This window comes from Alkalibacterium iburiense, assembly GCF_039521845.1.
GTDB classification, from domain to species: Bacteria; Bacillota; Bacilli; order Lactobacillales; family Carnobacteriaceae_A; genus Alkalibacterium; species Alkalibacterium iburiense.
Window position 1 is genome coordinate 11,767 of sequence record NZ_BAAACW010000068.1, and the last position, 25,093, is coordinate 36,859.

Consider the following 25,093-nt stretch of genomic DNA (forward strand, 5'->3'; position numbering starts at 1 on the left):
AGCAACAATACTTGTTGCAATAAAGTGAACACTTAGAAGCATATCCTCATCAAAAAAAAAGACTTCCCAAAAATGTCGGAAAGTCTCGTAATGCTATTATTCTATAAGTCTGCTTTATAGAAAGATAGGCAGCAAAAGTGAACTGCGTACCCCCTCTATAGGTATTAGTCTTAGTTGGTTCTACCACCGTCAACAGTAGTTTAGTATTAAAAAACATAACTGGTAGATTTCTTCCTGTAAGGTTAGCTCAGATTTCTCATTTTATTCTTGAGTTAATGATTTAATCCTCCACAAACTTTCCTTTATCGGGTAAAGCGACTTCTTCCCAGTTGTTTAACACATGGTTCATCCCATCTTTTAGTTTGTCTCCGCTCATGGGTTTGCCATGGCCGGTAATGGCATGATAGGGATTTAAGTGAACTAATTTTTCAAAAGAAAGTTTGGCAGCCGTCCAATCTGGCGTAAGGTAACGTGGCGGTCCGCTCACTTCTTCTTTCTGAGTTAATACAGAATACAAACTTTCCTGTTCGGTTGTCACAAAGGCATCGGCTGCGATGAGTAGGCGATCTGTTTCTCGGAATAAGGCCACTTGTCCTTCTGTGTGTCCCGGAACAGGCAGCCATTTGAATTCAGCTAGATGCGGAACGGTTCCGTCTTCTGGCAGAGGATGAAGCCTGTCCCCCAAATCAATCGGGTCCGTCGGAAACAGTTTAGACGCTTTGACAACCATTCCTCCATCTGCTTTATAATCGGGTTCGGGGTAAGCTCTTTTGCCTGTCAGATAAGGAAATTCTTTTGTATGAGCGTAAACCGGGCTGTTCCATTTTTCAATCAATTCTATGACTGAACCGACGTGATCAAAATGCCCATGCGTTAAAATAATAGCACGCGGCTTAGCATCCGTTCCGAACCGGTCTTCAGCCGCTTGAATAATGGTCTCACTTCTTTTGGGCATGCCGGCATCAATGATAACATAACTCTCATCTCCGGGTTTCCCTATAAAAATCAGGTTTACAATTTGGTCGGTAAAAACATAAACATCCTCTGTCACTTCTACGCCCTTACCTGACTCTTTACTATACACCGGTAACTTTTTATAATCGTCACCATATCTCATGGGTTATGGCACTCCTTTTCATCGTGATTGTTTTATCCTTTAAACGTTAGTTCTATCTTAATCCTTCAACCGTCTAAATTCTAGAATAAAGCATTCAAGATAAGGAGGGTCTTACTTTCTTCTAAAGTCAGTGAAATACACTTCTGAGCGGTCGACTGCTTCTCTGACAGAATACAAGCGAGACTTGGCATCTCCAACAATGCCTATCTGGACTTGCCTGTCTTTTTCCATTTGTTTTCCGATGACTAGAAACTGTTCTTCATCCATTTCAATATCTGTATAAATCTTCCAAACGCGCTTGCCATTTTCCATCAGAGCTGTGCCTTCTGTTTGCAAAGGAGGGTTAGGCGCTCGGTATTCTCCTAAATGGAAAGCCGTAGAGGTATCGTAATCCGTTCCAATGGCTAGGACACTCGCATCCAGTTCGTATAGCTTCTTTAATGGAGACTCTTCTCCTAAGCCAAAATTCAGCGCATGGTCCACTGTAATATAATCGGCATGCTTTCCCCATGCTGTAAAGGAAACTCCCGGGTGGCTGCTTCGTTTGACGTCTGGGTAGGTTCGAAACAAGTCCGCAATGACACCCATGGCTAAGCAAGGGGTTTTGTCTTTATCAAAGGCAGGCATCGTTTCTCGGATGGCCTCCCACCATTTTTGAGGCACGGCTGGATGGTCCCACTTGGATGGTTCGCTCCAGTCCATGGTCTGACTCGGCATGACAAGGCAGCCCTTCTCTTTATCCACGACTGTCATCAAGGCCTCCACAACAGCCATGGCTCCTCCGTTAACCCACCCCATTTGAGACAAGGAACTATGTACTAATAGAATACTGTCCTCTTTTACACCAAGTATTTTCAAATCTTCAGCTATGGATTTCACCGTATGCGGATAAGATGTTTTTTTAATAATAGTATCAACCATTTTGTGCCCTACTTTCTTTCCTTTTTTCTACTGTTAGTATAGCATAGGCTGATTGATGAGAACGGGATAAAACAATAGTAAAAATGATTTATTTTTCTGCTGGTTATCGGTATACTATCATTGGAGTTTGCAAGGCCAAACTTGTAAAAATGATAACTCTAATTTAGGAGAGATTTAATATGGAAAGAGCAGTAGGCACAGTAGTACGTGGACTTCGTGGTCCAATCGTTAACGAAGGAGATAATATGGTGGACATTGTCGTGGACACCGTATTGAAGGCAGCGGAAGTTGAAGGATATGAGATTAGAGACCGTGATGTCGTTACAATCACAGAATCCGTGATCGCACGTGCGCAAGGAAACTATGCTACTTTAGACCATATTGCCACAGATATAAAACAAAAATTTAATGGAGAACCCATCGGTGTTGTTTTTCCGATTTTAAGCCGGAACCGTTTCTCAAACTTGCTTAGAGGCATTGCCAGAGGAACGGAAAAAGTGGTCTTGTTACTCAGCTTTCCCTCAGATGAAGTAGGCAATCATTTAGTATCTTTAGATGAATTAGATGAGGCGAAGGTCAATCCCTGGTCTGATGTCTTAACAGAAGAAACATTCAGAAAACATTTCGGCTATAAAAAGCATGCCTTTACAGGGGTAGATTATATCGAGTATTACCGGTCACTCGTTGAAGAAGAAGGGGCAGAATGTGAAGTCATCTTTTCAAATGATCCCCGAACGATTTTAAAATATACTCCAAATGTTTTAGCCTGTGATATTCATAGCCGCCACCGAACCATGCGTCAAATCAGACAGGCTGGAGCGGAAAAGGTCTACGGTTTAGAACACATCTTATCTGAATCGGTGGATGGCAGTGGCTTTAACGAAGCGTATGGCTTGCTGGGATCCAACAAAGCAACGGAAGAATCAGTTAAGTTATTCCCTTATAACGGGCAACCGATTGTTGAGGGAATCCAAGCTAAAATCAAAGAAAAAACAGGCAAAACCATTGAAGTCATGATTAACGGAGACGGGGCCTTTAAAGATCCAGTCGGACAAATTTGGGAACTAGCTGATCCGGTCGTCTCTCCAGCTTATACAAGCGGTCTAGACGGCACACCTAACGAAGTGAAACTCAAATATTTAGCCGATAACAATTTTTCTCATCTAAGAGGAGACGAATTAAAAGCCGCCATTTCAGAACATATTCAAAACAAAGAAGACGATTTAGTCGGAGCTATGGAAGCACAAGGGACTACTCCCAGACAGATTACTGATTTAATTGGCTCACTCGCTGATTTAACTTCAGGAAGCGGAGATAAAGGCACGCCTTTCGTTTATATCCAAGGCTACTTCGATAACTTTACAGACTAGGAGCACACAAGCATATGCAAATAAATATAAAACCCGTAAGTCAGGATTCGATTGTCTCAGAAAAAGAAAAACAAATTACTCAAATTGCTGTTTTAAACTTTATTGCTTTAATAAGCGCATTAACCACCAAGCAAGGAGCAGTATCTAACCCTTTAAAGGAATCAGAAAAGGACAATATAGGATATGAAGCATTCCTTGAAACTACTTCTCAAGAAGAAGAAAAAGAATTCAGAAGAAGAATATTTAATCAAGTGATCACCTTTCTAACTATGTCAGAAGTCCCCTATTCTGTTGAGATTACAGACTAAAAGCACCCCTCGGGGTGCTTTTTTATTTTATGGTCCATTCTTCCTCTTCATTTAAAACTAAAACCCAATCCGCCTTCTGAGACTGGTTCATAATTAAATGATGATTGGGCAAGTCTGCTCTTTCATAGTGAGCCATCGCTTCTTCTTTTATATGGCCACCTTTTAACTTGCGCTCAATGATACGTTTTTTCAATAATTCTCTAGGTGCTGTCAAAAACACCCTCAAGTCAGCATAGGAGACCAAGTCTTTCCACCCCTCCTGGTCCAGAAGCAGGTAGTTCCCTTCAATCAAGATAATGTCGGCATCCACTTTAGTGGTCTCATCGGACACATCATGTAAACTTCGGCTATAAATAGGCCACTCGACAGCTTCACCTTTATGAAGCGCTTGAATCGCTCGTGTGAGACTCTTTAAATCAAAGGTCTCAGGTTTACCTTTAATCTCCTTTAACAGGGTCTGTTTGCCGTTAATTTCTGTGTAGTGGCTCGTCAGGTAGCTGTTGGTATGGTGAAAGCCGTCCATTGAGAGAGATTGAAAGGTATAGGGTCTTGGGCTTTCTTTATAGATGTCTTCCAAAAGTAGAGATAAGCTTGTTTTGCCTGCGCCGGGCGGGGCTGCCAAGTAAATGATCACCCGGCTCTTTTTCTTCTCTCTTAATTGGGTAAAGTGTTGGAGCATCGGCAGAAAGACTGTTTCCAATTCTTTTGGGGTATAGGATACGTCCATGGTCAGTCCTGTGATAGTGAGCTGCTTTCTAATCATGATGATCCTCCTTCAGAGTTCCGGGCATCTCTTGGCCCTCATAGTACACTTTTTCCATGCACAAACCGACTGGTGATAAGGTCAATCCCGCTGATTCTCTATCTTTGGCTTCTATGATAGATGGGATATCATCTGCTTCTCTTCTGCCATCAGCTACTTCAAGGAGGGTTCCCATCAAGATGCGTATCATATTGTACAGGAATCCATTCCCTACAAAGGTAAATAGCCATTCATTCGTTTCTTCATCCACTGAGACACGCGCTTGATAGATTGTGCGGACTTTATCTTCTTTGTCTGAGTGAGTGGAAGCAAAGCTTGTAAAATCATGCGTGCCTTCCATATGCTTTAAAGCTTTTTCTACTCTTTTCCTCTCCATCGGGTAACGGTGATGGTAGGCATATAACCTTTTAAAAGGATCCGCAAATCGGCTGTTATCTACTCGATAAGTGTACATTTTTCCTTTAGCTAAGTAACGGGCATGAAAATCTGCTTCTGCTTCTTCTACATCCACTATAGTGACATCTTCTGGCGTAGATGTGTTTAAACCGGTCAATAAGCCTTTAGGATGGATGTAAAACGGCAAGTCAAAGTGAATCACTTGCCCTCTAGCATGGACGCCGGCATCTGTTCGACCAGCTCCATGAACACGAATGTTTTCTCCTTTAGCTATTTTTATTAATGCTTTTTCCAGTTCCCCTTGAACGGTGCGCGCATTTGGCTGTACTTGATAGCCTGAAAAGTGTGTGCCGTCATAGGCGACTGTTACTTTATACCGTGTTTTTTTCACGTCTATCTTCCTTTTAGTTTATTCTACAGACTGAGGTCTTTTGCTTTTGCTCATCTCGATTAACTCATTATAGCTTTTCTCTTGAGTTGACTGAGATAGCTCCAGCTCATTTAACTCAATACAATATTTCCCATGAGTTGATTAAGATAGTCTCAGCTCGATTAACTCGGCCCGGTTATTTTTCTCAGTTAATTGATATGGTTCTTTTCCTAAGAAAAAAGGATAAAGATTTTCATCTTTACCCTCTTAATATATATAATACTCCTGTTAATAAAGCAAAGGCAACCATGACCGTTGTATCCCGGCTAACCCAGTCTAATTGACGGTATTTCGTCCGTCCTTCGCCGCCCTGGTAGCCACGTGCTTCCATAGCAGTCGCTAATTCTTCCGCTCTGTTAAAGGAACTGACGAATAAAGGAATGAGTAACGGAACGATGGCTTTCATTTGCTGATAGATATTTCCTTCCCCAAAATCAATCCCTCGTGCCCGTTGAGCGTTCATGATTTTTTCCGTCTCATCCATAAGCGTTGGAACGAATCGCAAGGCAATTGACAGCATCAGAGCTATTTCATGAACAGGGACTTTTATCGCATTTAATGGTCTAAGCAAGTATTCAATCGCATCAGTCAAGGACAGAGGCATGGTCGTCAATGTCAGGATGGTTGACATAAATATAATGAGGACAAAACGGAAGAAAATAAAGACTCCGTTGAGCACCCCTTCTTGAGAAATCACTACAGGTCCGAATCTAAACCAAATGGTTTGCCCACTCGTAAAGAGCACCTGCAGAATCACTGTAAATAAAATGAGCCATATGAGTGGCTTCACTCCATTAATGAAAAAGCGCGGGCTGATTTCTGATAGTTTAACTGCCAGTAAGACAAACAAGATTAAGGCTACGTAGGTAAGCCAGTTATTAGCTAGAAAAATAATAACAATGAACCATATAGCGCCTAATAGTTTGGCTCGCGGATCCAGCTGATGGATAAAAGAGTTCCCTGGAATATAGCGTCCAAATATGAGTTTTTCCATCATAAGACATCACCTGCACTATCCCCTAACTTTTGAATCATCTGTTCCGCTAGTTCATCTGTCGTCAAAGGAAGCGGATCAAATGTCCATTGAAACTTTTCTTCTAATTCATGCGCAAAGCGAACCGTTGACGGTACCCCTAGCTGCATACTAGAAAGCCAGCCAGCTTCCTTGAATAACTCACGCGGGGAACCTTCTCTTTTAACCGTTCCCCCTTCTAACACAATCATGTGATCGGCATATTCTGCCACATCATCCATCTGGTGAGTGACTAAAACAATCGTTAGTCCTTTATTTTGATACAAAGAATAAAACATATCCATGATTTCTTTTCGACCTTGAGGGTCCAAGCCAGCTGTTGGTTCATCTAAAACCAGTACTTCCGGCTCCATCGCTAAAACACCCGCTATGGCCACTCGTCTCATCTGCCCTCCAGATAAATCAAAAGGCGAACGCTCTAAAAAGCTTTCATCTAGTCCCACTAAAGGCAAAAGTTCTTTTGCTTTTGCTAGTCCTTCTTCTTCAGATAGGCCAAAGTTTTTAGGCCCGAAGGCGATGTCTTTACCGACAGTCTCTTCAAATAGTTGCGCTTCTGGAAACTGAAAGACGATCCCAACTCGTTTACGCAACGTTTTTAAACCTTTATCTTCTGAAAAATTAGAAATCACTCGGTCTCCAATGGTGACTGTACCAGTCGTTGGCTTTTTCAGAGCATTAAGGTGCTGCAAAACCGTCGACTTTCCACTCCCTGTATGACCGACCAATGCTGTGAAAGACCCGTCTTTGATGGACAGATTAATATCGTGCAGGGCACGACTTTGAAAAGGTGTCCCTTTTTGATAGGTATAGCCTACTTCTTGGAAACGTATGTCCATAACCAGTCCACCATCCTTTCTTCGGTAATATAATCATCAGGCACAGCTACGCCTTGTTTCTTCAAAGATGCCTTCAAGCGTTCCGGAAAGGGTAAATCTAAGCCCATTTTAATGAGCTCTTCCCCATAAGAAAAGATGGTTTCAGGTGTCCCTTCTTGAATCATTTGCCCGTCTCTCATAACAAGTATTCGGTTAGCCTCGGCTGCTTCATCAATATCATGGGTAATCGATAAAACAGACAGATTTTCTTGTTCCTTCACTTCTTTCACTGTCCGTAACACTTCTTCACGGCCTTGAGGGTCAAGCATACTGGTGGCTTCATCCAAAATCATAATATCTGGTCTCAGAGCAACAATACCGGCTATGGCTACACGCTGCTTTTGTCCGCCAGATAAACGAGCCGGTTCTCTTTCAGCGAACTCAAGCATGTTCACTTTTTCCAGTGCCGAACGCACGCGCTCAATCATATCCTCTCTCGGTACACCTAAATTTTCAAGACCAAAAGCCACATCATCTTGAACGGTCGAACCGACAAACTGGTTGTCTGGATTTTGAAAAACCATGCCAACCATTTGACGAATGGACCAGACATTCTCTTCATTCAAAGGAAGTCCCCCAACAGTCACTTGGCCATGATCCGGTTCAATCAGCCCGTTAATCGTTTTAGCTAAGGTAGATTTACCAGAGCCATTGGGTCCAATAATCGCTACCCATTCGCCTCTATTAATTGAAAAAGAAACATCCTGTAAGGCAGGACGCTGATCCTCATCTGTATATTTATATGATATATTTTGAACATTAATAATTTCTGACATAATAGGTACCCTCAACTTTTTATTTAATCCATATAAGGGAAATACAATCCTTTATATTAAGGTGTCTTGACAGGAACTCAACAGTACAAGATTACCAAAAAAGGCCTGTGATAACAATAGAAAAATGTTACGTACGCTTTCTCATGAAAGCAGGGATCTTGCTTTTTCACTATGTAGGTTTATTTCCAATAAAAAAACACTTAATGATATATGGCTCCTCCCAGAGGGTTTCCTCTGGGAGAAACTGAGCTAGACACTTGGAACTATTTCCATCATCATAACGCTCATCATACATCCAAAAAGTGATTTTGGTTTAGTATTTAAACTTTTACTGAATTATTCAGCGTCTTCTTCAGTTGTTTCTTCAGCTACTGCTGCTTTTTCAACTAATTCTAAAACAGCCATTGGAGCTCCGTCACCACGACGAGGTTCTGTTTTTAAAACACGAGTGTATCCGCCGTTTCTGTTTGCAAAACGAGGGCCTAAATCGTCAAATAATTTTTGTAAAACTGTTTGTACTACGATTTCGTCTTCTGTTTCAGATACAGTTGCTAATTCGTTACGAACAAATTGAGCAGCCTGGCGACGTGAATGCAAGTCTCCGCGTTTACCTAAAGATATCATTTTATCAGCCATTGATGAAACTTCTTTTGCACGAGTTACAGTAGTTGTAATACGTTCATTAATTAATAAATCAGAAGTTAAATCACGCAGTAACGCTTTACGTTGTGCACTTTTACGTCCTAATTTGCGGTAAGCCATTGCTCGAAATCCTCCCTTAACTACAAAATTACCATACCCCTATCAACCTAGTTGAAGGCGGCATGTCTACCATTAATCCCATAAGAGATTAATGCTTAATCTTCTTCACGTAAGCTTAAATCAAGCTCGTTTAATTTCAATTTAACTTCTTCCAGAGATTTACGTCCTAAGTTACGGACTTTCATCATTTCTGGTTCTGTTTTGTTTGTCAACTCTTGAACAGTATTAATCCCAGCACGCTTCAAACAGTTGTAAGAACGCACAGATAAATCAAGCTCTTCGATAGTCATCTCAAGCATTTTCTCCATTTGTGTTTCTTCTTTTTCAACCATAATTTCCGCTTCACGGGCTTCTTCTGTTAAGTTAACGAATATGTTCAGATGTTCAGTCATTATTTTAGCTGCTAAGCTGACACCATCTTCTGGAGAAATAGATCCATCTGTCCATACATCAAGCGTTAGCCTGTCATACTGGTTTCTTTCTCCCACACGTGTATTTTCAACATGGTAGTTCACTCGGTTGATTGGGGTATAAATCGAATCAACCGGCAATACACCAATTGGCATATCCTCGTGCTTGTTGTGTTCAGCGCGCACATACCCTCTGCCTTTTTCTGCTTCCATACGGGCATGTAAATGACCACCTTCAGAGACAGTACAAATATATAAATCAGGATTCATTATTTCGACATCACTGTCAAATATAATATCAGCCGCTGTTACAGTAGCTGGTCCTTCAACATCCAGTTCAATGGTTTTTGTTTCATCAGAATACAGCTTAAGTGCGAGTTTTTTTAAATTCAAAATGATGGCAGTAACGTCTTCTACAACCCCATCGATCGCAGTGAATTCATGTAAAACGCCATCGATTTGTATATTTGTGACGGCAGCACCAGGTAAAGACGATAATAAAATTCGACGCAGTGAGTTACCAAGAGTGGTTCCGTATCCTCGCTCAAGCGGTTCTACGACAAACTTACCGAATTTTCCATCTTCACTGATCTCAACAGTTTCTATAACCGGCTTCTCAATTTCGATCATTTAATCCGTTTACCCCTTTCAAAACGTTAGTCCACGTTATCCTAAAACGACATCTAGTGTTAATTATACGCGACGACGTTTTGGAGGACGGCAACCGTTGTGTGGTATCGGTGTTACGTCACGAATTGCAGTTACTTCTAGTCCAGTAGCTTGTAAAGAACGAATAGCCGCTTCACGACCAGAACCAGGTCCTTTAACAGAAACCTCAACTGTCTTCATGCCATTTTCCATTCCAACTTTTGCAGCAGCTTCAGCAGCCATTTGAGCAGCAAATGGTGTAGATTTACGAGAACCTCTAAATCCTAGAGCACCTGCAGAAGACCATGAAATTGCATTTCCGTTTGCGTCGGTTATCATTACAATTGTGTTGTTGAATGTTGAACGGATATGAGCAACTCCGTGTTCAATATTCTTTTTGACTCTACGTTTACGATTACGAGCTGGGCTTTTTGTTTTAGCCATATATATCTTGACCTCCTAACTAACGGTAATTATTTTTTCTTACCAGCGATTGATACAGCTGGTCCTTTACGCGTACGCGCATTGTTTTTAGTGTTTTGACCACGTACTGGTAAACCACGACGGTGACGAATGCCACGGTATGATCCAATTTCGATTAAACGTTTAATATTTTGGTTCACTTCACGACGAAGATCTCCCTCAATTTTAAGTTTATCTACTTCAGCACGGATTGCATCTAACTGATCGTTTGTTAATTCACGTACACGGGTTTCTTCTGGAACACCAGCAGCTTCCAATACTTGTTTAGCTGTTGTTTTACCAATACCGTAGATGTACGTTAATGAAATTACCACATGTTTGTCACGTGGAATATCTACTCCTGCTACACGAGCCATGTATGAGCACCTCCTGTTAAATTATCCTTGACGTTGTTTATGCTTAGGATTTTCGCAAATAACCATTACACGGCCGTTACGACGAATCACTTTACATTTGTCACACATTTTCTTGACTGATGGTCTTACTTTCATGAACTTTCCCTCCTTGAATTCTTCGGAGTCCTAAGTTTATTTAAATCGATACGTAATGCGTCCACGTGTTAAATCATATGGAGACATCTCAACCGTTACCTTATCCCCAGGCAGAATCCGGATGTAATTCATACGAATTTTGCCAGAAACGTGCGCTAGAATTTCGTGCCCGTTTTCCAATTCAACCTTGAACATTGCATTAGGCAAAGTTTCTAGGACAGTTCCTTCAATCTCAATAACATCATCTTTTGCCACGCCTGGTTTCCTCCTTTGATATATCGCTTCTGTACACATGAAATAAAGTGAGAAAGGCATTTCTCACTAGTTTTTTGTATAATTAATTTAAAACGCCTAATTGACGCTCGAAATATTATACCACATATACATTGCTTCCGCAAGGAATCTTACACATTAGCGGACAATTATTTTAATATGTCCTTAATGTCATTAAATACTTCTTTTGGATTTTTTTCTCCGTCCACTTCACGGACTAGTCCCTGCTCAGCATAATGCTTCGCGAGAATTTCTGTTTGTTCTTCGTTGACGTCAATTCGGTTTTGAACTGTTTCAGGTTTGTCGTCTTCTCTCTGGTAGAAGTCGTGAGCGCCACATTTATCACAAGTTCCTTCCACTTTAGGTGGATTGTTGACTTTATGATAGGTCGCCCCACAGTTTGAACACATAAATCGACCGGTCAATCGCGCCATTAAAATATCTTTTGGTACTTTAATGTACAGGACATGGTGCAATCTTCTATTTGAAGAAGAAAGTGCCTGTTGCAATGCTCTGGCCTGATTCAATGTACGAGGATACCCGTCGAGTAGAAAACCTCTTTTAGCATCATCTTGCTGCAAGCGTTCCTTTACGATTCCGTTTGTTACTTCATCCGGAACCAGATCACCTGCATCCATATATTTCTTAGCTTCTAAGCCAAGGTCAGTTTTGTTTTTCATAGCTGCTCTAAACATGTCCCCAGTAGAAATATGAGGGATATTATACTGTTCAGATATACGTGCAGCTTGTGTCCCTTTCCCTGCTCCGGGAAGACCTAATAAGATTAAATTCATCTTGTTGCCTCCTTTAGTCATTCACTCTCTTGAGGAGTTATGGAAAAAAGATCGATTTACCCAATCAACTCTCTAGTAAATCAGGGCAAATCGTCTTATTTCAACCCATTCACTCGCTTAAGTGCGTTGAATGAACCCTTGATAACTCTTCTTACTTAATAACCCTTCAAGTTGACGCATAGAGTCAAGCGCCACACCGACTACGATGAGCAAACTTGTTCCTCCGAGTGCGATAGAGCTTGGAAGATTGAATAAGGAAGAAGCGACAATCGGAAGCAATGAAATTAAACTTAAATAAATCGCTCCAACTGTACTTAGACGAATAAGCATATAGCCAATATACTTCTCAGTTGCCTGTCCTGGTCGAATACTTGGGATATACCCACCTTGTTTTTGTAGGTTTTCTGCAGCTTTCTCAGGGTTAACCTGAATGAAGGCATAGAAAAAGGTGAACAAAATAATCAAGACAGTATATAACACAGCTCCGGCCGGTTCTTGTAAGTTAAATATATTATTTAACGTTTGATACCATCCAGCATTCTGATTGCCTTGTGCAAAGTAACCTAGAATGATTTGTGGTGTCATCAAGAACGAACTGGCAAAGATAACTGGAATAACTCCAGCAGAGTTTACTTTAAGTGGTAGGACAGCACTGTCTTTCGAAGTGGTCGCACGCTTAGAGTAACGTACTGGAATATTGCGTTTCGCATTTTCCATATAAGTGACTAATATAACAAGTAATACAAATCCAATGACTAAGACTGCTGTTAGAATCAGTGTTCCAACAATTTCGTCTCCAGCGTTTCTGATTTGCACATTATAGTATTGATAAACATCTTGTGGGATACGTGCAACAATACCGGCAAAAATGATCAATGATGTTCCGTTACCGAAACCATGCACAGTAATCATTTCTCCTAGCCACATAACAAGCATCGTACCAGCCGTTAAGATGATAGCGATGGTGATGTATGTAGCTGGGCCAGGATTTCTGACTAATCCTAATCCAGTTAATGCGTTAAACCCATAAGATATCCCTATTGCTTGGAAGAAAGCCAAGACAATAGTTAAATAGCGCGTGGCTTGATTTAACTTTCTACGTCCTACTTCTCCTTGCTCTGACCATTCTTTAAATTTAGGAAGAACGTCCATTTGCAGGAGTTGAATGACGATGGATGACGTGATGTAAGGAGATACCCCGAGGGCAAACACGGAATAACTTCCGAGCGCTCCTCCACCAAATGTATCCAACAAGTTAAATAATCCTGTTTCTGATAATTCTGTTAATGCTTGTGCATTGACTCCTGGAACAGTTATATGTGTCCCAAGTCGGAATACTAAAAGTATTCCTAAAGTAAATAACACTCGACTACGAACATCTTTTTCTCTGAATGCGCCTTTTATCAGTTCGATCATCCTTAGATCACCTCAACTGATCCACCGGCAGTTTCAATAGCTTCTTTAGCTGAAGCAGAAAACTTGTGTGCTTTCACAGTTAGTTTGTGATCGACGTTTCCTTTCGCCAAAACTTTTACACCGGATTTTTCGTTCTTGATTACTCCTGATTCAACTAGTAATTCTGGAGTAACTTCAGTTCCTTCTTCAAAACGGTTCAATGTATCTAAGTTAACAATAGCATATTCTTTACGGTTGTAGTTAGTGAAACCGCGTTTTGGCAATGTTTGGAATAATGGTGTTTGTCCACCTTCAAATCCTAAACGTGTTCCTCCGCCTGAACGTGCTTTTTGTCCTTTTTGTCCACGACCGGATGTTTTTCCGTTACCAGAAGATGGCCCGCGTCCTACGCGATTGCGTGTTTTACGAGATCCTTCTGCAGGTTTTAATTCATGAAGTTTCATAAATCCTGGCACCTCCTTTAGTTAGACTCTATACTCTTTAGACTTCTTTTACTTCTACTAAATGAGCGATATGTTTAATTGCGCCTCTTACATAATCATTGTCTTCTCTGACAACTGTATCGTTAGTCTTTTTAAGTCCTAATGATTTAACCACTTGGATTTGTTTTTGTTGGCGACCAATCAAACTACGCTTTAATGTGATTTCTAAGTTTGCCATTGTGTCCCTCTCCTTATCCAAGTAATTCTTCTACAGATTTACCACGTAATTTAGCTACGTCTTCTGCACGTTTTAATTGGTTGATTCCGTCAATCGTTGCACGAATCATATTGATTGGTGAACTAGAACCAACAGATTTAGATGAAACATCCTGTACACCAGCTAATTCTAAAACAGCACGTACGGGACCTCCAGCAGAAACTCCAGAACCGGCTACAGCTGGTTTCATGATGATTTTACCGCCACCGTGAGTACCAATAACTTCATGTGGAAGAGTAGTTCCAACTATAGGCACTTTCACAAGATTAGTTTTTGCGTCTTCAATAGCTTTACGGATAGCTTCAGGAACTTCTTGAGCTTTACCTGTTCCAAAACCAACGTGTCCGTTTCTATCTCCAACAACGACTAAAGCAGCAAAACGAAGACGACGTCCACCTTTAACAACTTTAGTAACACGGTTAATTTCGACTACGCGATCTTCAATATCTAATTTAGATGCATCAATTTGAGTTGTCATGTACTTAAACTCCTCCTTTTCTTAGAATTTCAATCCATTTTCACGAGCTGCGTCCGCTAATGCTTTCACACGTCCGTGGTATTGGTAACCGCCACGGTCAAAGACAACTTCAGTAATGTCTTTTTCGTTAGCACGTTTAGCAATCAATTCTCCTACTGCAGCAGCTTTTTCAACTTTCGAATCGCCTGAAACGTCAGTATCCAAAGTAGATGCACTTGCGAGCGTTACACCCTCTACATCGTCAATTAATTGAGCGTAGATGTTTTTATTTGAACGGAATACGTTTAAACGTGGGCGCTCAGCAGTACCAGAAAGATTTCTGCGAATGCGTTTATGTCTTTTCAGACGTAATTTGTTTTTATCTGGTTTTGTTATCACAATTGTCACCTCTTTATTCTTTATCTCATTAAATGAGTATATCAGGCTGTTAGGTACAATGAAAAGTAGAATACCATCTGTAAAAAGTGGTGATTCTGACTTAATTCATTATTTACCTGTTTTACCTTCTTTACGACGTACGAATTCGCCTCTGTAACGAATACCTTTCCCTTTATAAGGTTCAGGTGGACGTACGGCACGAATGCTGGCAGCTAAAGCTCCAACGTGTTCTTTGTTTGCACCTTTGATTGAGATCACTGTGTTAGACGGTACGTCTACTGTTAATCCTTCAACTGGTTCAAATTCTACTGGGTGAGATAGGCCAACGTTCACTACAATTTTGTTTCCTTGTTTTTGTGCACGGTAACCAACACCATTTAATTCAAGTACTTTTTCAAATCCATCTGTTACACCTTCTACCATGTTATTCACGATAGCACGAGTTGTTCCGTGGATTGTACGACTTGCTTTAGAATCATCTGGTCGTGTAAATGTAATTTCGTTATCTTCAATATTTAAATCAATGATAGGGCTGATTTCACGAGATAATTCTCCGTTTTTCCCTTTTACAGTTACTAAATTTCCGTCAACGTTGATTTCAACGCCTTCTGGAATAGTAATCACTTTATTTCCGATACGGCTCAAAGTCCGGCACCTCCTTCATCTTTCTTACTGATTACCAAACGTATGCGAGGACTTCTCCTCCGATATTTTTAGCACGAGCTGTTCTGTCTGTTACAACGCCTTCTGAAGTTGAAACGAGAGCAATTCCTAACCCGTTTAACACTTTAGGCATTTCTTCTGCATTTGCGTAAACACGTAAACCAGGTTTAGAAATGCGTCTTAATCCAGTAATAACACGTTCATTGTTTTGACCATATTTCAAGAATATGCGGACGATGCCTTGTTTGCCATCTTCCACGAATTCAACATCTTTAACGAAACCTTCAGATTTCAAGATGTCGGCCATAGCTTTTTTTAAGTTAGATGCAGGAATTTCCACTTTCGTGTGACGTGCGTTATTCGCATTACGGACACGTGTTAAGAAATCTGCGATTGGATCTGTCATGACCATCCGGTGTAGCCTCCTTTACGGCAGTTTTCGTTTTACCAGCTTGCTTTTTTCAAGCCAGGAATTTGACCTTTGTATGCTAATTCGCGTAAGCAAATACGGCATAACTTAAATTTTTTGTATACGGAATGTGGGCGTCCGCAACGTTCACAGCGGGTATACTCACGAGTCGAAAACTTGGCTGGTTTTTTGTTTTTTTCTATCATTGCTTTTTTAGCCATTTCTACAATTACCCTCCTAATAGGTATTCTAGGTTATCTCTGGAACGGCATTCCCAATTGTCCGAGTAACTCACGAGCTTCTTCATCTGTTTGTGCTGATGTTACGATAACAATGTCCATTCCTCGAACTTTGTCAACATCATCGTAGTCTAACTCTGGGAAAATTAATTGCTCTTTAACACCTAATGTGTAGTTTCCACGTCCGTCAAAAGCATTTTTGCTTACACCGCGGAAGTCACGTACACGAGGGAGTGAAACAGAAACTAATTTATCCAAGAAATCATACATACGATCTCCACGTAAAGTAACTTTTGTACCAATTGGCATACCTTCACGTAAACGGAAACCAGCGATAGATTTTTTAGCTTTAGTTACTACTGGTTTTTGTCCAGAAATTAACGTTAATTCTTCTACTGCTTTATCTAAGTTTTTAGTGTTTGATACAGCATCACCAACACCCATGTTGACAACAATCTTTTCAACTTTAGGTGCTTCCATGACTGACTTGTAATCAAATTTTTCAACTAATGATGGTCGTACATCATTATTATATTTTTCTTTAAGGCGTGTCATAAACGAATGCCCTCCTTTCCTACTTTAATTTTAAAGAACTTCGCCAGATTTTTTAGCGAAACGAACTTTCTTACCATCTTCTACTTTGTAACCTACACGAGTAGATTCTCCTGTTTTAGGATCAATTAACTGAACATTAGATACGTGAATCGGAGCTTCTTTCTCCACAATTCCGCCTTCTTGTCCCATACCAGTAGGACGGGTATGTTTTTTGTTTATGTTGATTCCTTCAACAATTACTTTGTTTTGTTTTGGTAATGCAGATAGAACATTGCCTTCTTTGCCTTTGTCTTTACCTGCTAATACTTTAACTCTGTCTCCAGTTTTTACAAACATTCTCTAGCGCACCTCCTTATGACGTTTATCGGAATTATAGAACTTCCGGAGCTAACGAAATAATTCTCATAAAGTCATTATCACGTAATTCACGCGCAACTGGTCCGAAGATACGTGTTCCACGTGGTGCTTTATCTTCACGAATAATAACACAAGCATTTTCATCAAATTTAATGTAAGAACCATCTGGACGTCTAGTACCAGATTTCGTACGAACAATTACTGCACGGACAACGTCACCTTTTTTAACAACGCCGCCTGGTGTAGCATGTTTTACTGAAACGACTACTTCGTCACCGATATTAGCAGCTTTAGCTCCTGATCCACCTAAAACTTTTATGACAAGCACTTCACGAGCGCCTGAGTTGTCAGCGACTTTCATTCGACTTTCTGTTTGAATCACGTTAGGATCCTCCTTTCAAACTCACGATGAAGCATTTGCTTCTCGTTGTGTTGCAGCCGGTTTACCGGTTATTTTTATAAAACAATTGCTTCTTCTACCACTTCTAATAAACGGAATCGTTTATCTTTAGATAATGGGCGAGTTTCCATGATTCTAACAACGTCACCGGTTTTAGCTGTGTTATTTTCATCATGTGCTTTAAATTTTGTTGAGTATTTAAGACGTTTATGGTATTTACGGTGTTGCTTCTGAGTTGCAATTTCTACAACGATGGTTTTATCCATTTTGTCAGAAACGACTTTTCCCTGATACACTTTACGTTCATTACGTTCAGCCATTTTTTAGCCTCCTTTGAATAAGCTATTACACTATTGATTGATTAAACTGTTTCAGCTTGACGCAATACAGTTTTTACACGCGCGATGTTTTTACGTACTTCTTTGATACGAGCGGTGTTTTCTAATTGTCCAGTAGCTAATTGAAAGCGTAAGTTAAATAGCTCTTCTTTGTATTCTGCTTCTTTTTCGATTAATTCAGTAGTGGATAAGCCTTTTAATTCACTAGCCTTCATTTGAGTCACCACTTTCTTCACGGGATACTACTCTAGTTCTAACTGGTAGTTTGTGTGAAGCTAAACGCAATGCTTCGCGAGCGACTTCTTCAGATACTCCGCCTACTTCAAACATGATTTTTCCACGTTTGACAGGGGATACCCAGCTCTCAGGAGCTCCTTTACCAGAACCCATACGAACACCAATTGCTTTAGCTGACACAGGTTTGTGAGGGAAGATCTTAATCCACACTTTCCCACCACGTTTCATATAACGAGTCATCGCTATACGAGCTGATTCTATTTGTCTACTTGTAATCCATGTAGAGTCAATAGCTTGTAATCCATATTGTCCATATGCTATTTCTTTTCCGCCTTTTGCTTCGCCTCTCATTTTTCCACGAAATTCACGACGGTGTTTAACACGTTTAGGTACTAACATTGATTATTTCCCTCCTTCCTTATCTTCTTTAATTTCAGGAAGAACTTCTCCTTTATAAATCCAGACTTTAACTCCTAATTTACCATAGGTCGTGTCTGCTTCTTCGTTTGCAAAGTCAATATCTGCACGAAGTGTATGCAAAGGAACAGTTCCTTCAGAAAAACCTTCGCTACGAGCAATGTCTGCTCCGTTTAAGCGTCCGGCAACTAACGTACGAATTCCTTGAGCTCCTTGACGCATAGCACGTTGAATAGCTTGCTTTTGCGCACGACGGAAAGAAATACGGTTTTCTAATTGCTCAGCGATACTTTTAGCAACTAATGTTGCATCGATATCAGGTTTTTTGATTTCCACGATATTTACGTGTACTCGTTTGTTTGTTAAGTTGTTTAATTCATTTCTTAAAGCATCAACTTCTGATCCACCTTTACCAATGACCATTCCTGGCTTAGCTGTGTGAACAGAAACGTTGATTCTATTTGCTGCACGTTCGATTTCTACACGAGAAACAGAGGCATCACTTAATTTTTTAGCAATGTGCTCACGAACAGCAAGGTCTTCATGTAATTTATCTGCAAAATCTTTTTCTGCGTACCATTTAGCGTCCCAATCTTGGATGACTCCAACACGCAGTCCATGAGGATTTACTTTTTGTCCCATTGATTACCCCTCCTTCTTCTCTGTTACCACTACTGTAATGTGGCTTGTACGTTTATTTATACGTGAAGCTGCACCTTTCGCACGAGGACGGAATCTTTTAAGAGTTGGTCCTTCATTGACATAGGCTTCGCTTACGACTAATTCTTCAATATCCATATCGTAATTGTGTTCAGCATTTGCAATTGCTGACATTAAAACTTTTTCTACCGCTTCAGATGCTCCTCTGTTAGTGAAGCGAAGGATAGAAATAGCTTCTGCAGCACTTTTCCCTCTAATGGTATCAACAACCAAACGTGATTTACGTGGTGCGATTCGAACCATACGAGCAGTTGCTTTAGCTGCTGTTACTGTTTCTGCCATGAATGTATCCTCCCTTCGCTATTAGCGACTAGTTACGCGGTCGTCTTTTCCGTGTCCGCGGTACGTTCTTGTTGGTGCAAACTCACCTAGTTTGTGACCAACCATATCTTCTTGAATATAAACTGGTACGTGCTTTCTACCATCATATACGGCAATTGTATGACCAACAAAGTTCGGAAAGATTGTTGAGCGACGTGACCACGTTCTGATTACACGTTTGTTTTTGTCGTCCATTTCTCGAACTTTTTTCATCAAATGATCATCGACGAAAGGTCCCTTTTTCAAACTACGGCTCATGTATTGCCCTCCTTTTGGGATAGTCCCATAATTTCTATATTTTTAAAACAGAGTACTCGCCTAATTATTATTTCTTACGACGACGTACGATTAATTTGTCAGACTTTTTGTTCCCTTTACGAGTCTTCTTACCAAGAGTAGGTTTGCCCCAAGGTGACATTGGGCTTGGCATACCGATTGGCGCTTTACCTTCTCCACCACCGTGTGGGTGATCGTTAGGGTTCATTACAGATCCACGAACGGCTGGACGTTTACCTAACCAGCGGCTACGGCCTGCTTTACCAATGTTAATTAATTCGTGTTGTTCATTTCCAACTGTACCAACTGTCGCACGACATGTTGCTAAAACTAGACGGTTTTCACCAGAACTTAAACGAACTAATACGTATTTACCTTCTTTACCTAACACCTGAGCAGATGTACCAGCAGAACGAACCATTTGTCCGCCTTTACCAGGTTTCAACTCAATGTTGTGTACAAACGTACCAACTGGAATGTTAGTTAATGGAAGTGCGTTACCTACTTGGATATCCGCATCTGGTCCAGAGTAAATGCTTGTGCCTACTTTAATTCCTTTAGGAGCTAAAATGTAAGCTTTTGTTCCGTCCTCATATTGTATTAAAGAAATATTTGCGGAACGGTTTGGATCATATTCAACAGTTTTAACAATACCGCGAACGCCATCTTTTTGACGTTTAAAGTCAATTACACGGTATTTATGCTTGTGGCCTCCGCCTTGATGACGGACAGTGATTTTACCAGCATTGTTACGTCCGGCACGTTTAGGGTTTGGTTTCAATAAGCTTTTTTCTGGCTTATCTGTTGTGATTTCAGCGAAATCATACCCTGTCATGTTACGACGTCCATTTGTGGTAGCTTTATAATTCTTAATCGCCACGTGATTCCCCTCCTTGTAAACTCATTACGATTCTTAATCGTTCTGTTTCATTACTTTTATTCTTCGTCTCCGAATAGTGCAATGTCATTAGAATCAGCAGTCAAAGTCACAATCGCTTTACGACGTTTTTTAGTATAACCTTCGTAACGTCCCATACGTTTTGGTTTCGGTGCTGTATTAATAACGTTGACTTTATCTACTTTTACGTCGAATAATTCTTCGACAGCTTTTTTGATTGTTGGTTTTTTAGCGCGAACATTCACTTCAAATGTATACTTTTTGTCGTCCATAGCATACATTGATTCTTCTGTGATTATCGGGCGTAAGATTACGTCACGTGCATCCATTATTGAAGAGCCTCCTCTACTTGTTCCAGAGCAGCCTTCGTTAAGATGAGTTTGTCATACGCAACAACATCTAATACAGAAACATTGTTAGGGGCGATAACTTTCACTCCTGGAATGTTACGTGCAGATAGTTTTGCGAATTCATTTCCATCTTCTAGTACAACTAAAGCTTTTTGGTTAACATCAAGGTTATTTAGTACCGCTCTGAACTCTTTCGTTTTTGGTGCGTCGAAGTTCAATTCGTCTACTACAACAATCTCTTCATCTAAAACTTTAGATGATAAAACTGATCTGATAGCTAAGCGACGAACTTTTTTCGGTAAGTTGTAGCTGTATGAACGAGGTGTTGGTCCGAATACGGTACCTCCTCCACGCCATTGTGGTGAACGGATAGATCCTTGACGAGCACGTCCTGTACCTTTTTGTCTCCAAGGTTTTGCTCCTCCGCCACGTACTGCGCTACGGTTTTTTACTGCGTGTGTTCCTTGTCTTAAAGAAGCGCGTTGCATGGTGATTGCATCATAGACAACACTTTCGTTTGGTTCGATACCAAAGACTGCATCATTTAATGTTACTTCACCATTTTGCGTTCCGTCTTGTTTAAATAACGTTACATTTGGCATTCTGCTAGTCCTCCCTTCCTACTCTATTACTTGTTATCTGCTTTAACAGCAGTTTTAATTTGTACAAGTGACTTTTTAGCTCCTGGTACATTCCCTTTAACAAGAAGAACGTTACGCTCTGTATCGACACGTACGATTTCTAAGTTCTGTACAGTAACTAGGTCTCCACCTTTACGACCAGGCATTTTTTTGCCTTTAAATACTTTTGCAGGATGAGTAGCCATACCGATTGATCCGGGACTACGGTGGTGTCGAGATCCGTGAGACATTGGTCCGCGGCTGAAGCCGTGACGCTTAATTACCCCTTGGAATCCTTTACCTTTCGAAGTTCCTGTGACATCAACGATGTCGCCTTCTGCAAATGTATCTACTTTAATTTCGTTCCCAACTTCTACGTCCCCTAGCTCAGCATCTCGAATTTCTCTAATGAAGCGCTTAGGAGCCGTGTCAGCTTTCTTAACATGACCTTGTGCTGGTTTGTTAGATAAAACTTCACGTTTATCGTCATACCCTAATTGAACAGCGTTGTAACCGTCAGCTTCTACAGTTTTAACTTGTAGGACAACGTTTGGTTGTGCTTCGATTACTGTTACAGGAACTAATTCTCCTGTTTCGCTAAAAATTTGAGTCATTCCAACTTTTTTTCCTAAGATTCCCTTGGTCATGAGTACACCTCCGTTATATTATTTGTATTTTTTATTACTTATTACTTGCTCATGTATTATAGTTTGATTTCAATATCTACGCCTGACGGTAAGTCAAGTTTAGTTAACGCATCAACTGTCTTAGGTGTAGGATTAACAATATCTACAAGACGTTTATGTGTGCGCATTTCGAATTGTTCGCGTGAATCTTTGTACTTGTGCGGCGAACGGATAACTGTGTAAAGTTTACGCTCTGTTGGCAATGGAATTGGACCAGATACGCTCGCTCCAGTTCTTTTTGCCGTTTCAACGATTTTGTCTGCTGATTGATCAAGTACACGATGTTCGTACGCTTTTAAACGAATACGAATTTTTTGATTTGCCATGTGTTTCCCTCCTTCGCTTATTTAAGAAATAAACCTAGCTCCACGAAAATTTCCAACGTCACCCCTCCATGGCAATGCATCCGGGTGTGTCGCAACCTCTCGCTTCGAAGCCCTGGTTCTGTGATTCGACCCCCATGTCACCGAATGGTAAGAAAGCTTACTCCTTCGCTGTTTTCCATAGAAAAAAGACGTCTTCCACAGACACCTTTAATAGTATACATATAATGAGCGAGTTAATCAAGTGAATTTCATACTTTTTTTCAAAAAATGCGAAATCTTTTTTTCACTGAACTTTTGCCGACTCAGGAGCACTTTTTTTCGGCTTTCTTCTATCCTTATTCGGCCCGATATAATTGTTGCTATTTCAAGTTCTCCAGTATTCATCCTACAAGCCCATATGGTATCCTTAAGATAGGAAAAGGACTTATATAAATTATATTTAAGGATGACTCATTATGACTTTCTCACATGATAAACTTCAGTCCGTAAATAAGCTGCATACATTAATTGAAACAGTGGACCGCATTGTCATTGGTAAGAAAGACACCACACGTTTGACAATCATTGCTATGCTAGCGGGCGGTCATGTTTTATTTGAAGATATTCCGGGTGTCGGAAAAACACTGTTAATTAAAACAATAGCTAAATGTCTGGATGCAGACTTTTCTCGTATTCAATTTACGCCTGACTTAATCCCATCAGACATTATTGGGTTTTCGGCACCCAACTCCGAAAAAGAAAGGTTTCATTTCCATAAAGGACCTATTTTTAACCAGCTCATTTTAGCAGATGAAATCAATCGCACGTCCCCTAGAACGCAGGCAGCTATGCTTGAGGCCATGTCAGAAAAACAAGTCACTTTAGATGGGCAGACCTATCTCTTACCGAATCCTTTTTTTGTCCTGGCTACTCAAAACCCTATCGAATACGAAGGCACCTATCCTTTACCCGAAGCTCAGTTGGATCGCTTTTTATTTCAGTTGTCTCTCGGCTACCCTACTGCTGATCAGGAACGCTTAATGCTGGCTTCTCCTGATCAACAACTCGAAGTCCAGAAGTTACAGCCTGTTATGTCTATGGAAGAATTTCTTTCATTGAAAGAAGCGGTTTATAGCATTCATGTAGAAGATAGCTTACTTCAGTATATTGTATCTTTAGGTAATCTCACGAGGCATCACGCATCTTTACGCTTAGGCATCAGTCCAAGGGGGAATCAGCATTGTCTGGCTGCAGCCAAAGCCCATGCTTTAATGGAGGGCAGGGACTTTGTTATACCAGAAGATATTTTAAATGTGATTAAGCCTGTCTACAGACACCGTTTGTTATTTGAGTCAACCACCGATAAAGAACAGGTTGACTCCTTTATCGACCGATTGATTGATGATTTAGTTATTCCTACCAAACGGGTGAGGCGATCATGAAAGATTTTATCCTAAGAAGGCAAGTCGTCTTATATTTAGTATTTTACTTTTTGATTATTCTCTATTTGCTTACTTTCCCAACAACTGTTTCTTGGTTTCTGTTTTATGCTTTTACCTTATTGCTTATTATCTCCTATGCTTCCTCCAGTCATCGATTGGTTGTAAGGGATGTCAGCTGGCATGTCAATGAAGCCAATGGAATTATTTTTAAAGTTAAGCTATCAAGTAAAAGAGCCCTGCCTCTCTTTCTATCTTCATTAAAGCTAACCCTTTATAAAGAAGACAGGAGGACACAGCATCATCAAACAGCTTTTTTCAATAAGTACGTGACGGTTACCTTTCAGCCCATTCTATTGAAAAGAGGGAGACACGAATCACTCTCATTAGATATAGAAGGAATGAGTCTATTCGGTTTATGGGTGAAGCGCGCCACTCATTCTATTCCTGTAGACATAGACATCTATCCCCTAGTCATGCGAAAGTCCAGTCGGGCCAATTTAATGAAAGAGATTCATCCTTTACTCTCGCACGCTCACCATTCTGTGCTGCATGATTTTTACGTGAAGGAACTACGTGCTTTTCAAAATAGAGATTCTTTGAGTGACATCGACTGGAAAACAAGTATGAGACGCAATCAGTGGATGGTGAAAGAGTATGAACGCGAAGAAGAAGCGCCTATTGACTTAATTTTTTATGGACAAGCTTCCGAACAATTTGAAGCGCTTTTGAGTTTAACGTATTCTCTTTTTATGGAATGGCATGCCGTTATTAAAGACAATGTCTTTATCATCGGCCGTTTTAAGTATGGGATTGAGACTAGGCAAGGAAAACAGGCTTTTTTAACTGTTCAGCCTGCTCAAGATAGCAAGGAGTTACACCGGTGCTTGAATGAGTCGCTTAAGCCTGGCAGAAAGCCTATCATTGTCACATCCAAAACCCATTCCCTACCTGTTCTTAGGTCGCCCAATCAGACTTATCTTATATTAGATGATGACTACTTGCATCATTTTAAAACCGAATGAAGGAGGGGAGATTAGTC

General features: G+C 40.5%; 40 protein-coding genes. 4 read left to right on the forward strand and 36 right to left on the reverse strand.

Features of this window, described 5'->3' with window-relative positions:
- Nucleotides 1–280 precede the first annotated feature (280 nt).
- Together ABDZ53_RS05710 and ABDZ53_RS05715 are read right to left on the reverse strand one after the other, a co-directional pair.
- Complete coding sequence (locus tag ABDZ53_RS05710) at nt 281–1,117, reverse strand: MBL fold metallo-hydrolase (protein ID WP_343754632.1); 837 nt, start codon at nt 1,115–1,117, stop codon at nt 281–283.
- Nucleotides 1,118–1,228: 111 nt separating this feature from the next.
- A complete protein-coding gene (locus tag ABDZ53_RS05715; protein ID WP_343754633.1) occupies nt 1,229–2,038 on the reverse strand; it encodes an AAC(3) family N-acetyltransferase in 810 nt (269 codons plus the stop codon).
- Between the two features lie 179 nt (nt 2,039–2,217).
- On the opposite strand from ABDZ53_RS05715, the gene ABDZ53_RS05720 reads away from it, so the two are divergent.
- Both ABDZ53_RS05720 and ABDZ53_RS05725 read left to right on the forward strand, forming a co-directional pair.
- Nucleotides 2,218–3,408 (forward strand): coenzyme F420-0:L-glutamate ligase, encoded by a 1,191-nt coding sequence (locus tag ABDZ53_RS05720; RefSeq protein WP_343754634.1) that lies wholly within the window; start codon nt 2,218–2,220, stop codon nt 3,406–3,408.
- Nucleotides 3,409–3,422: 14 nt separating this feature from the next.
- Complete coding sequence (locus ABDZ53_RS05725; protein WP_343754635.1) at nt 3,423–3,716, forward strand: hypothetical protein; 294 nt, start codon at nt 3,423–3,425, stop codon at nt 3,714–3,716.
- Nucleotides 3,717–3,738: 22 nt separating this feature from the next.
- Here ABDZ53_RS05725 and ABDZ53_RS05730 read toward each other — a convergent pair whose 3' ends face one another.
- The 34 genes from ABDZ53_RS05730 to rpsJ form a co-directional block, all read right to left on the reverse strand.
- A complete protein-coding gene (locus ABDZ53_RS05730; protein WP_343754636.1) occupies nt 3,739–4,479 on the reverse strand; it encodes a nucleoside/nucleotide kinase family protein in 741 nt (246 codons plus the stop codon).
- Entirely contained in the window at nt 4,472–5,266 is a 795-nt protein-coding gene (gene truA / locus ABDZ53_RS05735; protein WP_343754637.1) for a tRNA pseudouridine(38-40) synthase TruA, read from the reverse strand. Before truA ends, ABDZ53_RS05730 begins: the two co-directional genes overlap by 8 nt.
- Nucleotides 5,267–5,504: 238 nt before the next feature.
- On the reverse strand, nt 5,505–6,302 hold the full coding sequence (locus ABDZ53_RS05740) for an energy-coupling factor transporter transmembrane component T family protein (protein WP_343754638.1): 798 nt from the start codon (nt 6,300–6,302) through the stop codon (nt 5,505–5,507).
- Nucleotides 6,299–7,174 (reverse strand): energy-coupling factor ABC transporter ATP-binding protein, encoded by an 876-nt coding sequence (locus tag ABDZ53_RS05745; protein ID WP_343754639.1) that lies wholly within the window; start codon nt 7,172–7,174, stop codon nt 6,299–6,301. The genes ABDZ53_RS05740 and ABDZ53_RS05745 overlap by 4 nt, the downstream gene beginning before the upstream one ends.
- A complete protein-coding gene (locus ABDZ53_RS05750; protein ID WP_343754641.1) occupies nt 7,150–7,989 on the reverse strand; it encodes an energy-coupling factor ABC transporter ATP-binding protein in 840 nt (279 codons plus the stop codon). Before ABDZ53_RS05750 ends, ABDZ53_RS05745 begins: the two co-directional genes overlap by 25 nt.
- A gap of 336 nt (nt 7,990–8,325) precedes the next feature.
- On the reverse strand, nt 8,326–8,751 hold the full coding sequence (gene rplQ / locus ABDZ53_RS05755) for a 50S ribosomal protein L17 (RefSeq protein WP_343754642.1): 426 nt from the start codon (nt 8,749–8,751) through the stop codon (nt 8,326–8,328).
- 95 nt (nt 8,752–8,846) lie between these two features.
- Nucleotides 8,847–9,791 carry a DNA-directed RNA polymerase subunit alpha gene (locus ABDZ53_RS05760; RefSeq protein WP_343754643.1) on the reverse strand — a complete coding sequence of 315 codons (945 nt, stop codon included), beginning with the start codon at nt 9,789–9,791 and terminating at the stop codon, nt 8,847–8,849.
- A gap of 63 nt (nt 9,792–9,854) precedes the next feature.
- Entirely contained in the window at nt 9,855–10,253 is a 399-nt protein-coding gene (gene rpsK, locus ABDZ53_RS05765) for a 30S ribosomal protein S11 (RefSeq protein WP_343754644.1), read from the reverse strand.
- A gap of 29 nt (nt 10,254–10,282) precedes the next feature.
- The gene (gene rpsM, locus ABDZ53_RS05770) at nt 10,283–10,648 is read right to left on the reverse strand and encodes a 30S ribosomal protein S13 (protein ID WP_343754645.1); all 366 of its coding nucleotides are present in this window, start codon (nt 10,646–10,648) and stop codon (nt 10,283–10,285) included.
- A 21-nt stretch (nt 10,649–10,669) separates the two neighbouring features.
- Nucleotides 10,670–10,783 (reverse strand): 50S ribosomal protein L36, encoded by a 114-nt coding sequence (gene rpmJ / locus ABDZ53_RS05775; RefSeq protein WP_034299928.1) that lies wholly within the window; start codon nt 10,781–10,783, stop codon nt 10,670–10,672.
- A gap of 36 nt (nt 10,784–10,819) precedes the next feature.
- A complete protein-coding gene (infA, locus tag ABDZ53_RS05780) occupies nt 10,820–11,038 on the reverse strand; it encodes a translation initiation factor IF-1 (RefSeq protein WP_034299926.1) in 219 nt (72 codons plus the stop codon).
- Between the two features lie 167 nt (nt 11,039–11,205).
- Entirely contained in the window at nt 11,206–11,850 is a 645-nt protein-coding gene (locus ABDZ53_RS05785; RefSeq protein ID WP_343754646.1) for an adenylate kinase, read from the reverse strand.
- A 117-nt stretch (nt 11,851–11,967) separates the two neighbouring features.
- Nucleotides 11,968–13,266, reverse strand: coding sequence for a preprotein translocase subunit SecY (gene secY / locus ABDZ53_RS05790; RefSeq protein WP_343754647.1), 1,299 nt, complete (start codon nt 13,264–13,266; stop codon nt 11,968–11,970).
- Between the two features lie 2 nt (nt 13,267–13,268).
- Nucleotides 13,269–13,709, reverse strand: a complete 441-nt coding sequence (gene rplO, locus ABDZ53_RS05795; protein ID WP_343754648.1) for a 50S ribosomal protein L15 — start codon at nt 13,707–13,709, stop codon at nt 13,269–13,271.
- Nucleotides 13,710–13,746: 37 nt separating this feature from the next.
- Nucleotides 13,747–13,926, reverse strand: coding sequence for a 50S ribosomal protein L30 (gene rpmD / locus ABDZ53_RS05800; protein WP_343754649.1), 180 nt, complete (start codon nt 13,924–13,926; stop codon nt 13,747–13,749).
- A gap of 13 nt (nt 13,927–13,939) precedes the next feature.
- A complete protein-coding gene (gene rpsE / locus ABDZ53_RS05805; RefSeq protein ID WP_343754650.1) occupies nt 13,940–14,443 on the reverse strand; it encodes a 30S ribosomal protein S5 in 504 nt (167 codons plus the stop codon).
- 21 nt (nt 14,444–14,464) lie between these two features.
- The gene (gene rplR, locus ABDZ53_RS05810; RefSeq protein WP_343754652.1) at nt 14,465–14,830 is read right to left on the reverse strand and encodes a 50S ribosomal protein L18; all 366 of its coding nucleotides are present in this window, start codon (nt 14,828–14,830) and stop codon (nt 14,465–14,467) included.
- 99 nt (nt 14,831–14,929) lie between these two features.
- Nucleotides 14,930–15,466 carry a 50S ribosomal protein L6 gene (gene rplF, locus ABDZ53_RS05815; protein ID WP_343754653.1) on the reverse strand — a complete coding sequence of 179 codons (537 nt, stop codon included), beginning with the start codon at nt 15,464–15,466 and terminating at the stop codon, nt 14,930–14,932.
- A 31-nt stretch (nt 15,467–15,497) separates the two neighbouring features.
- A complete protein-coding gene (gene rpsH, locus ABDZ53_RS05820; RefSeq protein ID WP_343754654.1) occupies nt 15,498–15,896 on the reverse strand; it encodes a 30S ribosomal protein S8 in 399 nt (132 codons plus the stop codon).
- Between the two features lie 32 nt (nt 15,897–15,928).
- Entirely contained in the window at nt 15,929–16,114 is a 186-nt protein-coding gene (locus ABDZ53_RS05825; RefSeq protein ID WP_091265274.1) for a type Z 30S ribosomal protein S14, read from the reverse strand.
- A 33-nt stretch (nt 16,115–16,147) separates the two neighbouring features.
- Nucleotides 16,148–16,687 (reverse strand): 50S ribosomal protein L5, encoded by a 540-nt coding sequence (rplE, locus tag ABDZ53_RS05830; protein WP_343754655.1) that lies wholly within the window; start codon nt 16,685–16,687, stop codon nt 16,148–16,150.
- 30 nt (nt 16,688–16,717) lie between these two features.
- On the reverse strand, nt 16,718–17,023 hold the full coding sequence (rplX, locus tag ABDZ53_RS05835) for a 50S ribosomal protein L24 (protein ID WP_343754656.1): 306 nt from the start codon (nt 17,021–17,023) through the stop codon (nt 16,718–16,720).
- Between the two features lie 34 nt (nt 17,024–17,057).
- On the reverse strand, nt 17,058–17,426 hold the full coding sequence (gene rplN / locus ABDZ53_RS05840) for a 50S ribosomal protein L14 (protein ID WP_343754657.1): 369 nt from the start codon (nt 17,424–17,426) through the stop codon (nt 17,058–17,060).
- Nucleotides 17,427–17,500: 74 nt separating this feature from the next.
- Nucleotides 17,501–17,764 (reverse strand): 30S ribosomal protein S17, encoded by a 264-nt coding sequence (gene rpsQ, locus ABDZ53_RS05845; RefSeq protein WP_343754658.1) that lies wholly within the window; start codon nt 17,762–17,764, stop codon nt 17,501–17,503.
- Nucleotides 17,765–17,805: 41 nt separating this feature from the next.
- On the reverse strand, nt 17,806–17,997 hold the full coding sequence (gene rpmC / locus ABDZ53_RS05850; RefSeq protein WP_343754659.1) for a 50S ribosomal protein L29: 192 nt from the start codon (nt 17,995–17,997) through the stop codon (nt 17,806–17,808).
- The gene (gene rplP / locus ABDZ53_RS05855) at nt 17,987–18,418 is read right to left on the reverse strand and encodes a 50S ribosomal protein L16 (protein WP_343754660.1); all 432 of its coding nucleotides are present in this window, start codon (nt 18,416–18,418) and stop codon (nt 17,987–17,989) included. Before rplP ends, rpmC begins: the two co-directional genes overlap by 11 nt.
- Nucleotides 18,419–18,421: 3 nt before the next feature.
- Complete coding sequence (rpsC, locus tag ABDZ53_RS05860) at nt 18,422–19,078, reverse strand: 30S ribosomal protein S3 (RefSeq protein WP_343754661.1); 657 nt, start codon at nt 19,076–19,078, stop codon at nt 18,422–18,424.
- Nucleotides 19,079–19,081: 3 nt separating this feature from the next.
- A complete protein-coding gene (rplV, locus tag ABDZ53_RS05865) occupies nt 19,082–19,438 on the reverse strand; it encodes a 50S ribosomal protein L22 (RefSeq protein WP_343754662.1) in 357 nt (118 codons plus the stop codon).
- Between the two features lie 21 nt (nt 19,439–19,459).
- Nucleotides 19,460–19,735: a 30S ribosomal protein S19 gene (rpsS, locus tag ABDZ53_RS05870; protein WP_343754663.1), complete on the reverse strand. Its 276-nt coding sequence runs from the start codon at nt 19,733–19,735 to the stop codon at nt 19,460–19,462.
- A gap of 67 nt (nt 19,736–19,802) precedes the next feature.
- The gene (rplB, locus tag ABDZ53_RS05875; RefSeq protein WP_343754664.1) at nt 19,803–20,633 is read right to left on the reverse strand and encodes a 50S ribosomal protein L2; all 831 of its coding nucleotides are present in this window, start codon (nt 20,631–20,633) and stop codon (nt 19,803–19,805) included.
- Nucleotides 20,634–20,689: 56 nt separating this feature from the next.
- Nucleotides 20,690–20,980, reverse strand: coding sequence for a 50S ribosomal protein L23 (gene rplW, locus ABDZ53_RS05880; RefSeq protein WP_343754665.1), 291 nt, complete (start codon nt 20,978–20,980; stop codon nt 20,690–20,692).
- Entirely contained in the window at nt 20,980–21,603 is a 624-nt protein-coding gene (gene rplD, locus ABDZ53_RS05885) for a 50S ribosomal protein L4 (protein WP_343754666.1), read from the reverse strand. Before rplD ends, rplW begins: the two co-directional genes overlap by 1 nt.
- A 26-nt stretch (nt 21,604–21,629) precedes the next feature.
- Nucleotides 21,630–22,268 carry a 50S ribosomal protein L3 gene (gene rplC / locus ABDZ53_RS05890; RefSeq protein ID WP_343754667.1) on the reverse strand — a complete coding sequence of 213 codons (639 nt, stop codon included), beginning with the start codon at nt 22,266–22,268 and terminating at the stop codon, nt 21,630–21,632.
- Nucleotides 22,269–22,324: 56 nt separating this feature from the next.
- On the reverse strand, nt 22,325–22,633 hold the full coding sequence (gene rpsJ, locus ABDZ53_RS05895) for a 30S ribosomal protein S10 (RefSeq protein WP_343754668.1): 309 nt from the start codon (nt 22,631–22,633) through the stop codon (nt 22,325–22,327).
- Nucleotides 22,634–23,088: 455 nt separating this feature from the next.
- Here rpsJ and ABDZ53_RS05900 point away from each other — a divergent pair, with 455 nt between their 5' ends.
- A complete protein-coding gene (locus ABDZ53_RS05900) occupies nt 23,089–24,054 on the forward strand; it encodes an AAA family ATPase (RefSeq protein ID WP_343754669.1) in 966 nt (321 codons plus the stop codon).
- The gene (locus tag ABDZ53_RS05905) at nt 24,051–25,076 is read left to right on the forward strand and encodes a DUF58 domain-containing protein (RefSeq protein ID WP_343754670.1); all 1,026 of its coding nucleotides are present in this window, start codon (nt 24,051–24,053) and stop codon (nt 25,074–25,076) included. Before ABDZ53_RS05900 ends, ABDZ53_RS05905 begins: the two co-directional genes overlap by 4 nt.
- Nucleotides 25,077–25,093 lie beyond the last annotated feature (17 nt).

Bases quoted from the DNA above. Each gene is read 5' to 3' on its own strand.
- ABDZ53_RS05710 (WP_343754632.1), bottom strand. From the start codon at position 1,117: ATGAGATATGGTGACGATTATAAAAAGTTACCGGTGTATAGTAAAGAG.
- ABDZ53_RS05715 (WP_343754633.1), bottom strand. From the start codon at position 2,038: ATGGTTGATACTATTATTAAAAAAACATCTTATCCGCATACGGTGAAA.
- ABDZ53_RS05720 (WP_343754634.1), top strand. From the start codon at position 2,218: ATGGAAAGAGCAGTAGGCACAGTAGTACGTGGACTTCGTGGTCCAATC.
- ABDZ53_RS05725 (WP_343754635.1), top strand. From the start codon at position 3,423: ATGCAAATAAATATAAAACCCGTAAGTCAGGATTCGATTGTCTCAGAA.
- ABDZ53_RS05730 (WP_343754636.1), bottom strand. From the start codon at position 4,479: ATGATTAGAAAGCAGCTCACTATCACAGGACTGACCATGGACGTATCC.
- ABDZ53_RS05740 (WP_343754638.1), bottom strand. From the start codon at position 6,302: ATGATGGAAAAACTCATATTTGGACGCTATATTCCAGGGAACTCTTTT.
- ABDZ53_RS05745 (WP_343754639.1), bottom strand. From the start codon at position 7,174: ATGGACATACGTTTCCAAGAAGTAGGCTATACCTATCAAAAAGGGACA.
- ABDZ53_RS05750 (WP_343754641.1), bottom strand. From the start codon at position 7,989: ATGTCAGAAATTATTAATGTTCAAAATATATCATATAAATATACAGAT.
- rplQ (WP_343754642.1), bottom strand. From the start codon at position 8,751: ATGGCTTACCGCAAATTAGGACGTAAAAGTGCACAACGTAAAGCGTTA.
- ABDZ53_RS05760 (WP_343754643.1), bottom strand. From the start codon at position 9,791: ATGATCGAAATTGAGAAGCCGGTTATAGAAACTGTTGAGATCAGTGAA.
- rpsK (WP_343754644.1), bottom strand. From the start codon at position 10,253: ATGGCTAAAACAAAAAGCCCAGCTCGTAATCGTAAACGTAGAGTCAAA.
- rpsM (WP_343754645.1), bottom strand. From the start codon at position 10,648: ATGGCTCGTGTAGCAGGAGTAGATATTCCACGTGACAAACATGTGGTA.
- rpmJ (WP_034299928.1), bottom strand. From the start codon at position 10,783: ATGAAAGTAAGACCATCAGTCAAGAAAATGTGTGACAAATGTAAAGTG.
- ABDZ53_RS05785 (WP_343754646.1), bottom strand. From the start codon at position 11,850: ATGAATTTAATCTTATTAGGTCTTCCCGGAGCAGGGAAAGGGACACAA.
- secY (WP_343754647.1), bottom strand. From the start codon at position 13,266: ATGATCGAACTGATAAAAGGCGCATTCAGAGAAAAAGATGTTCGTAGT.
- rplO (WP_343754648.1), bottom strand. From the start codon at position 13,709: ATGAAACTTCATGAATTAAAACCTGCAGAAGGATCTCGTAAAACACGC.
- rpmD (WP_343754649.1), bottom strand. From the start codon at position 13,926: ATGGCAAACTTAGAAATCACATTAAAGCGTAGTTTGATTGGTCGCCAA.
- rpsE (WP_343754650.1), bottom strand. From the start codon at position 14,443: ATGACAACTCAAATTGATGCATCTAAATTAGATATTGAAGATCGCGTA.
- rpsH (WP_343754654.1), bottom strand. From the start codon at position 15,896: ATGGTCATGACAGATCCAATCGCAGATTTCTTAACACGTGTCCGTAAT.
- ABDZ53_RS05825 (WP_091265274.1), bottom strand. From the start codon at position 16,114: ATGGCTAAAAAAGCAATGATAGAAAAAAACAAAAAACCAGCCAAGTTT.
- rplE (WP_343754655.1), bottom strand. From the start codon at position 16,687: ATGACACGCCTTAAAGAAAAATATAATAATGATGTACGACCATCATTA.
- rplX (WP_343754656.1), bottom strand. From the start codon at position 17,023: ATGTTTGTAAAAACTGGAGACAGAGTTAAAGTATTAGCAGGTAAAGAC.
- rpsQ (WP_343754658.1), bottom strand. From the start codon at position 17,764: ATGGCTGAACGTAATGAACGTAAAGTGTATCAGGGAAAAGTCGTTTCT.
- rpmC (WP_343754659.1), bottom strand. From the start codon at position 17,997: ATGAAGGCTAGTGAATTAAAAGGCTTATCCACTACTGAATTAATCGAA.
- rplP (WP_343754660.1), bottom strand. From the start codon at position 18,418: ATGTTAGTACCTAAACGTGTTAAACACCGTCGTGAATTTCGTGGAAAA.
- rpsC (WP_343754661.1), bottom strand. From the start codon at position 19,078: ATGGGACAAAAAGTAAATCCTCATGGACTGCGTGTTGGAGTCATCCAA.
- rplV (WP_343754662.1), bottom strand. From the start codon at position 19,438: ATGGCAGAAACAGTAACAGCAGCTAAAGCAACTGCTCGTATGGTTCGA.
- rpsS (WP_343754663.1), bottom strand. From the start codon at position 19,735: ATGAGCCGTAGTTTGAAAAAGGGACCTTTCGTCGATGATCATTTGATG.
- rplW (WP_343754665.1), bottom strand. From the start codon at position 20,980: ATGGATGCACGTGACGTAATCTTACGCCCGATAATCACAGAAGAATCA.
- rplD (WP_343754666.1), bottom strand. From the start codon at position 21,603: ATGCCAAATGTAACGTTATTTAAACAAGACGGAACGCAAAATGGTGAA.
- rplC (WP_343754667.1), bottom strand. From the start codon at position 22,268: ATGACCAAGGGAATCTTAGGAAAAAAAGTTGGAATGACTCAAATTTTT.
- rpsJ (WP_343754668.1), bottom strand. From the start codon at position 22,633: ATGGCAAATCAAAAAATTCGTATTCGTTTAAAAGCGTACGAACATCGT.
- ABDZ53_RS05900 (WP_343754669.1), top strand. From the start codon at position 23,089: ATGACTTTCTCACATGATAAACTTCAGTCCGTAAATAAGCTGCATACA.
- ABDZ53_RS05905 (WP_343754670.1), top strand. From the start codon at position 24,051: ATGAAAGATTTTATCCTAAGAAGGCAAGTCGTCTTATATTTAGTATTT.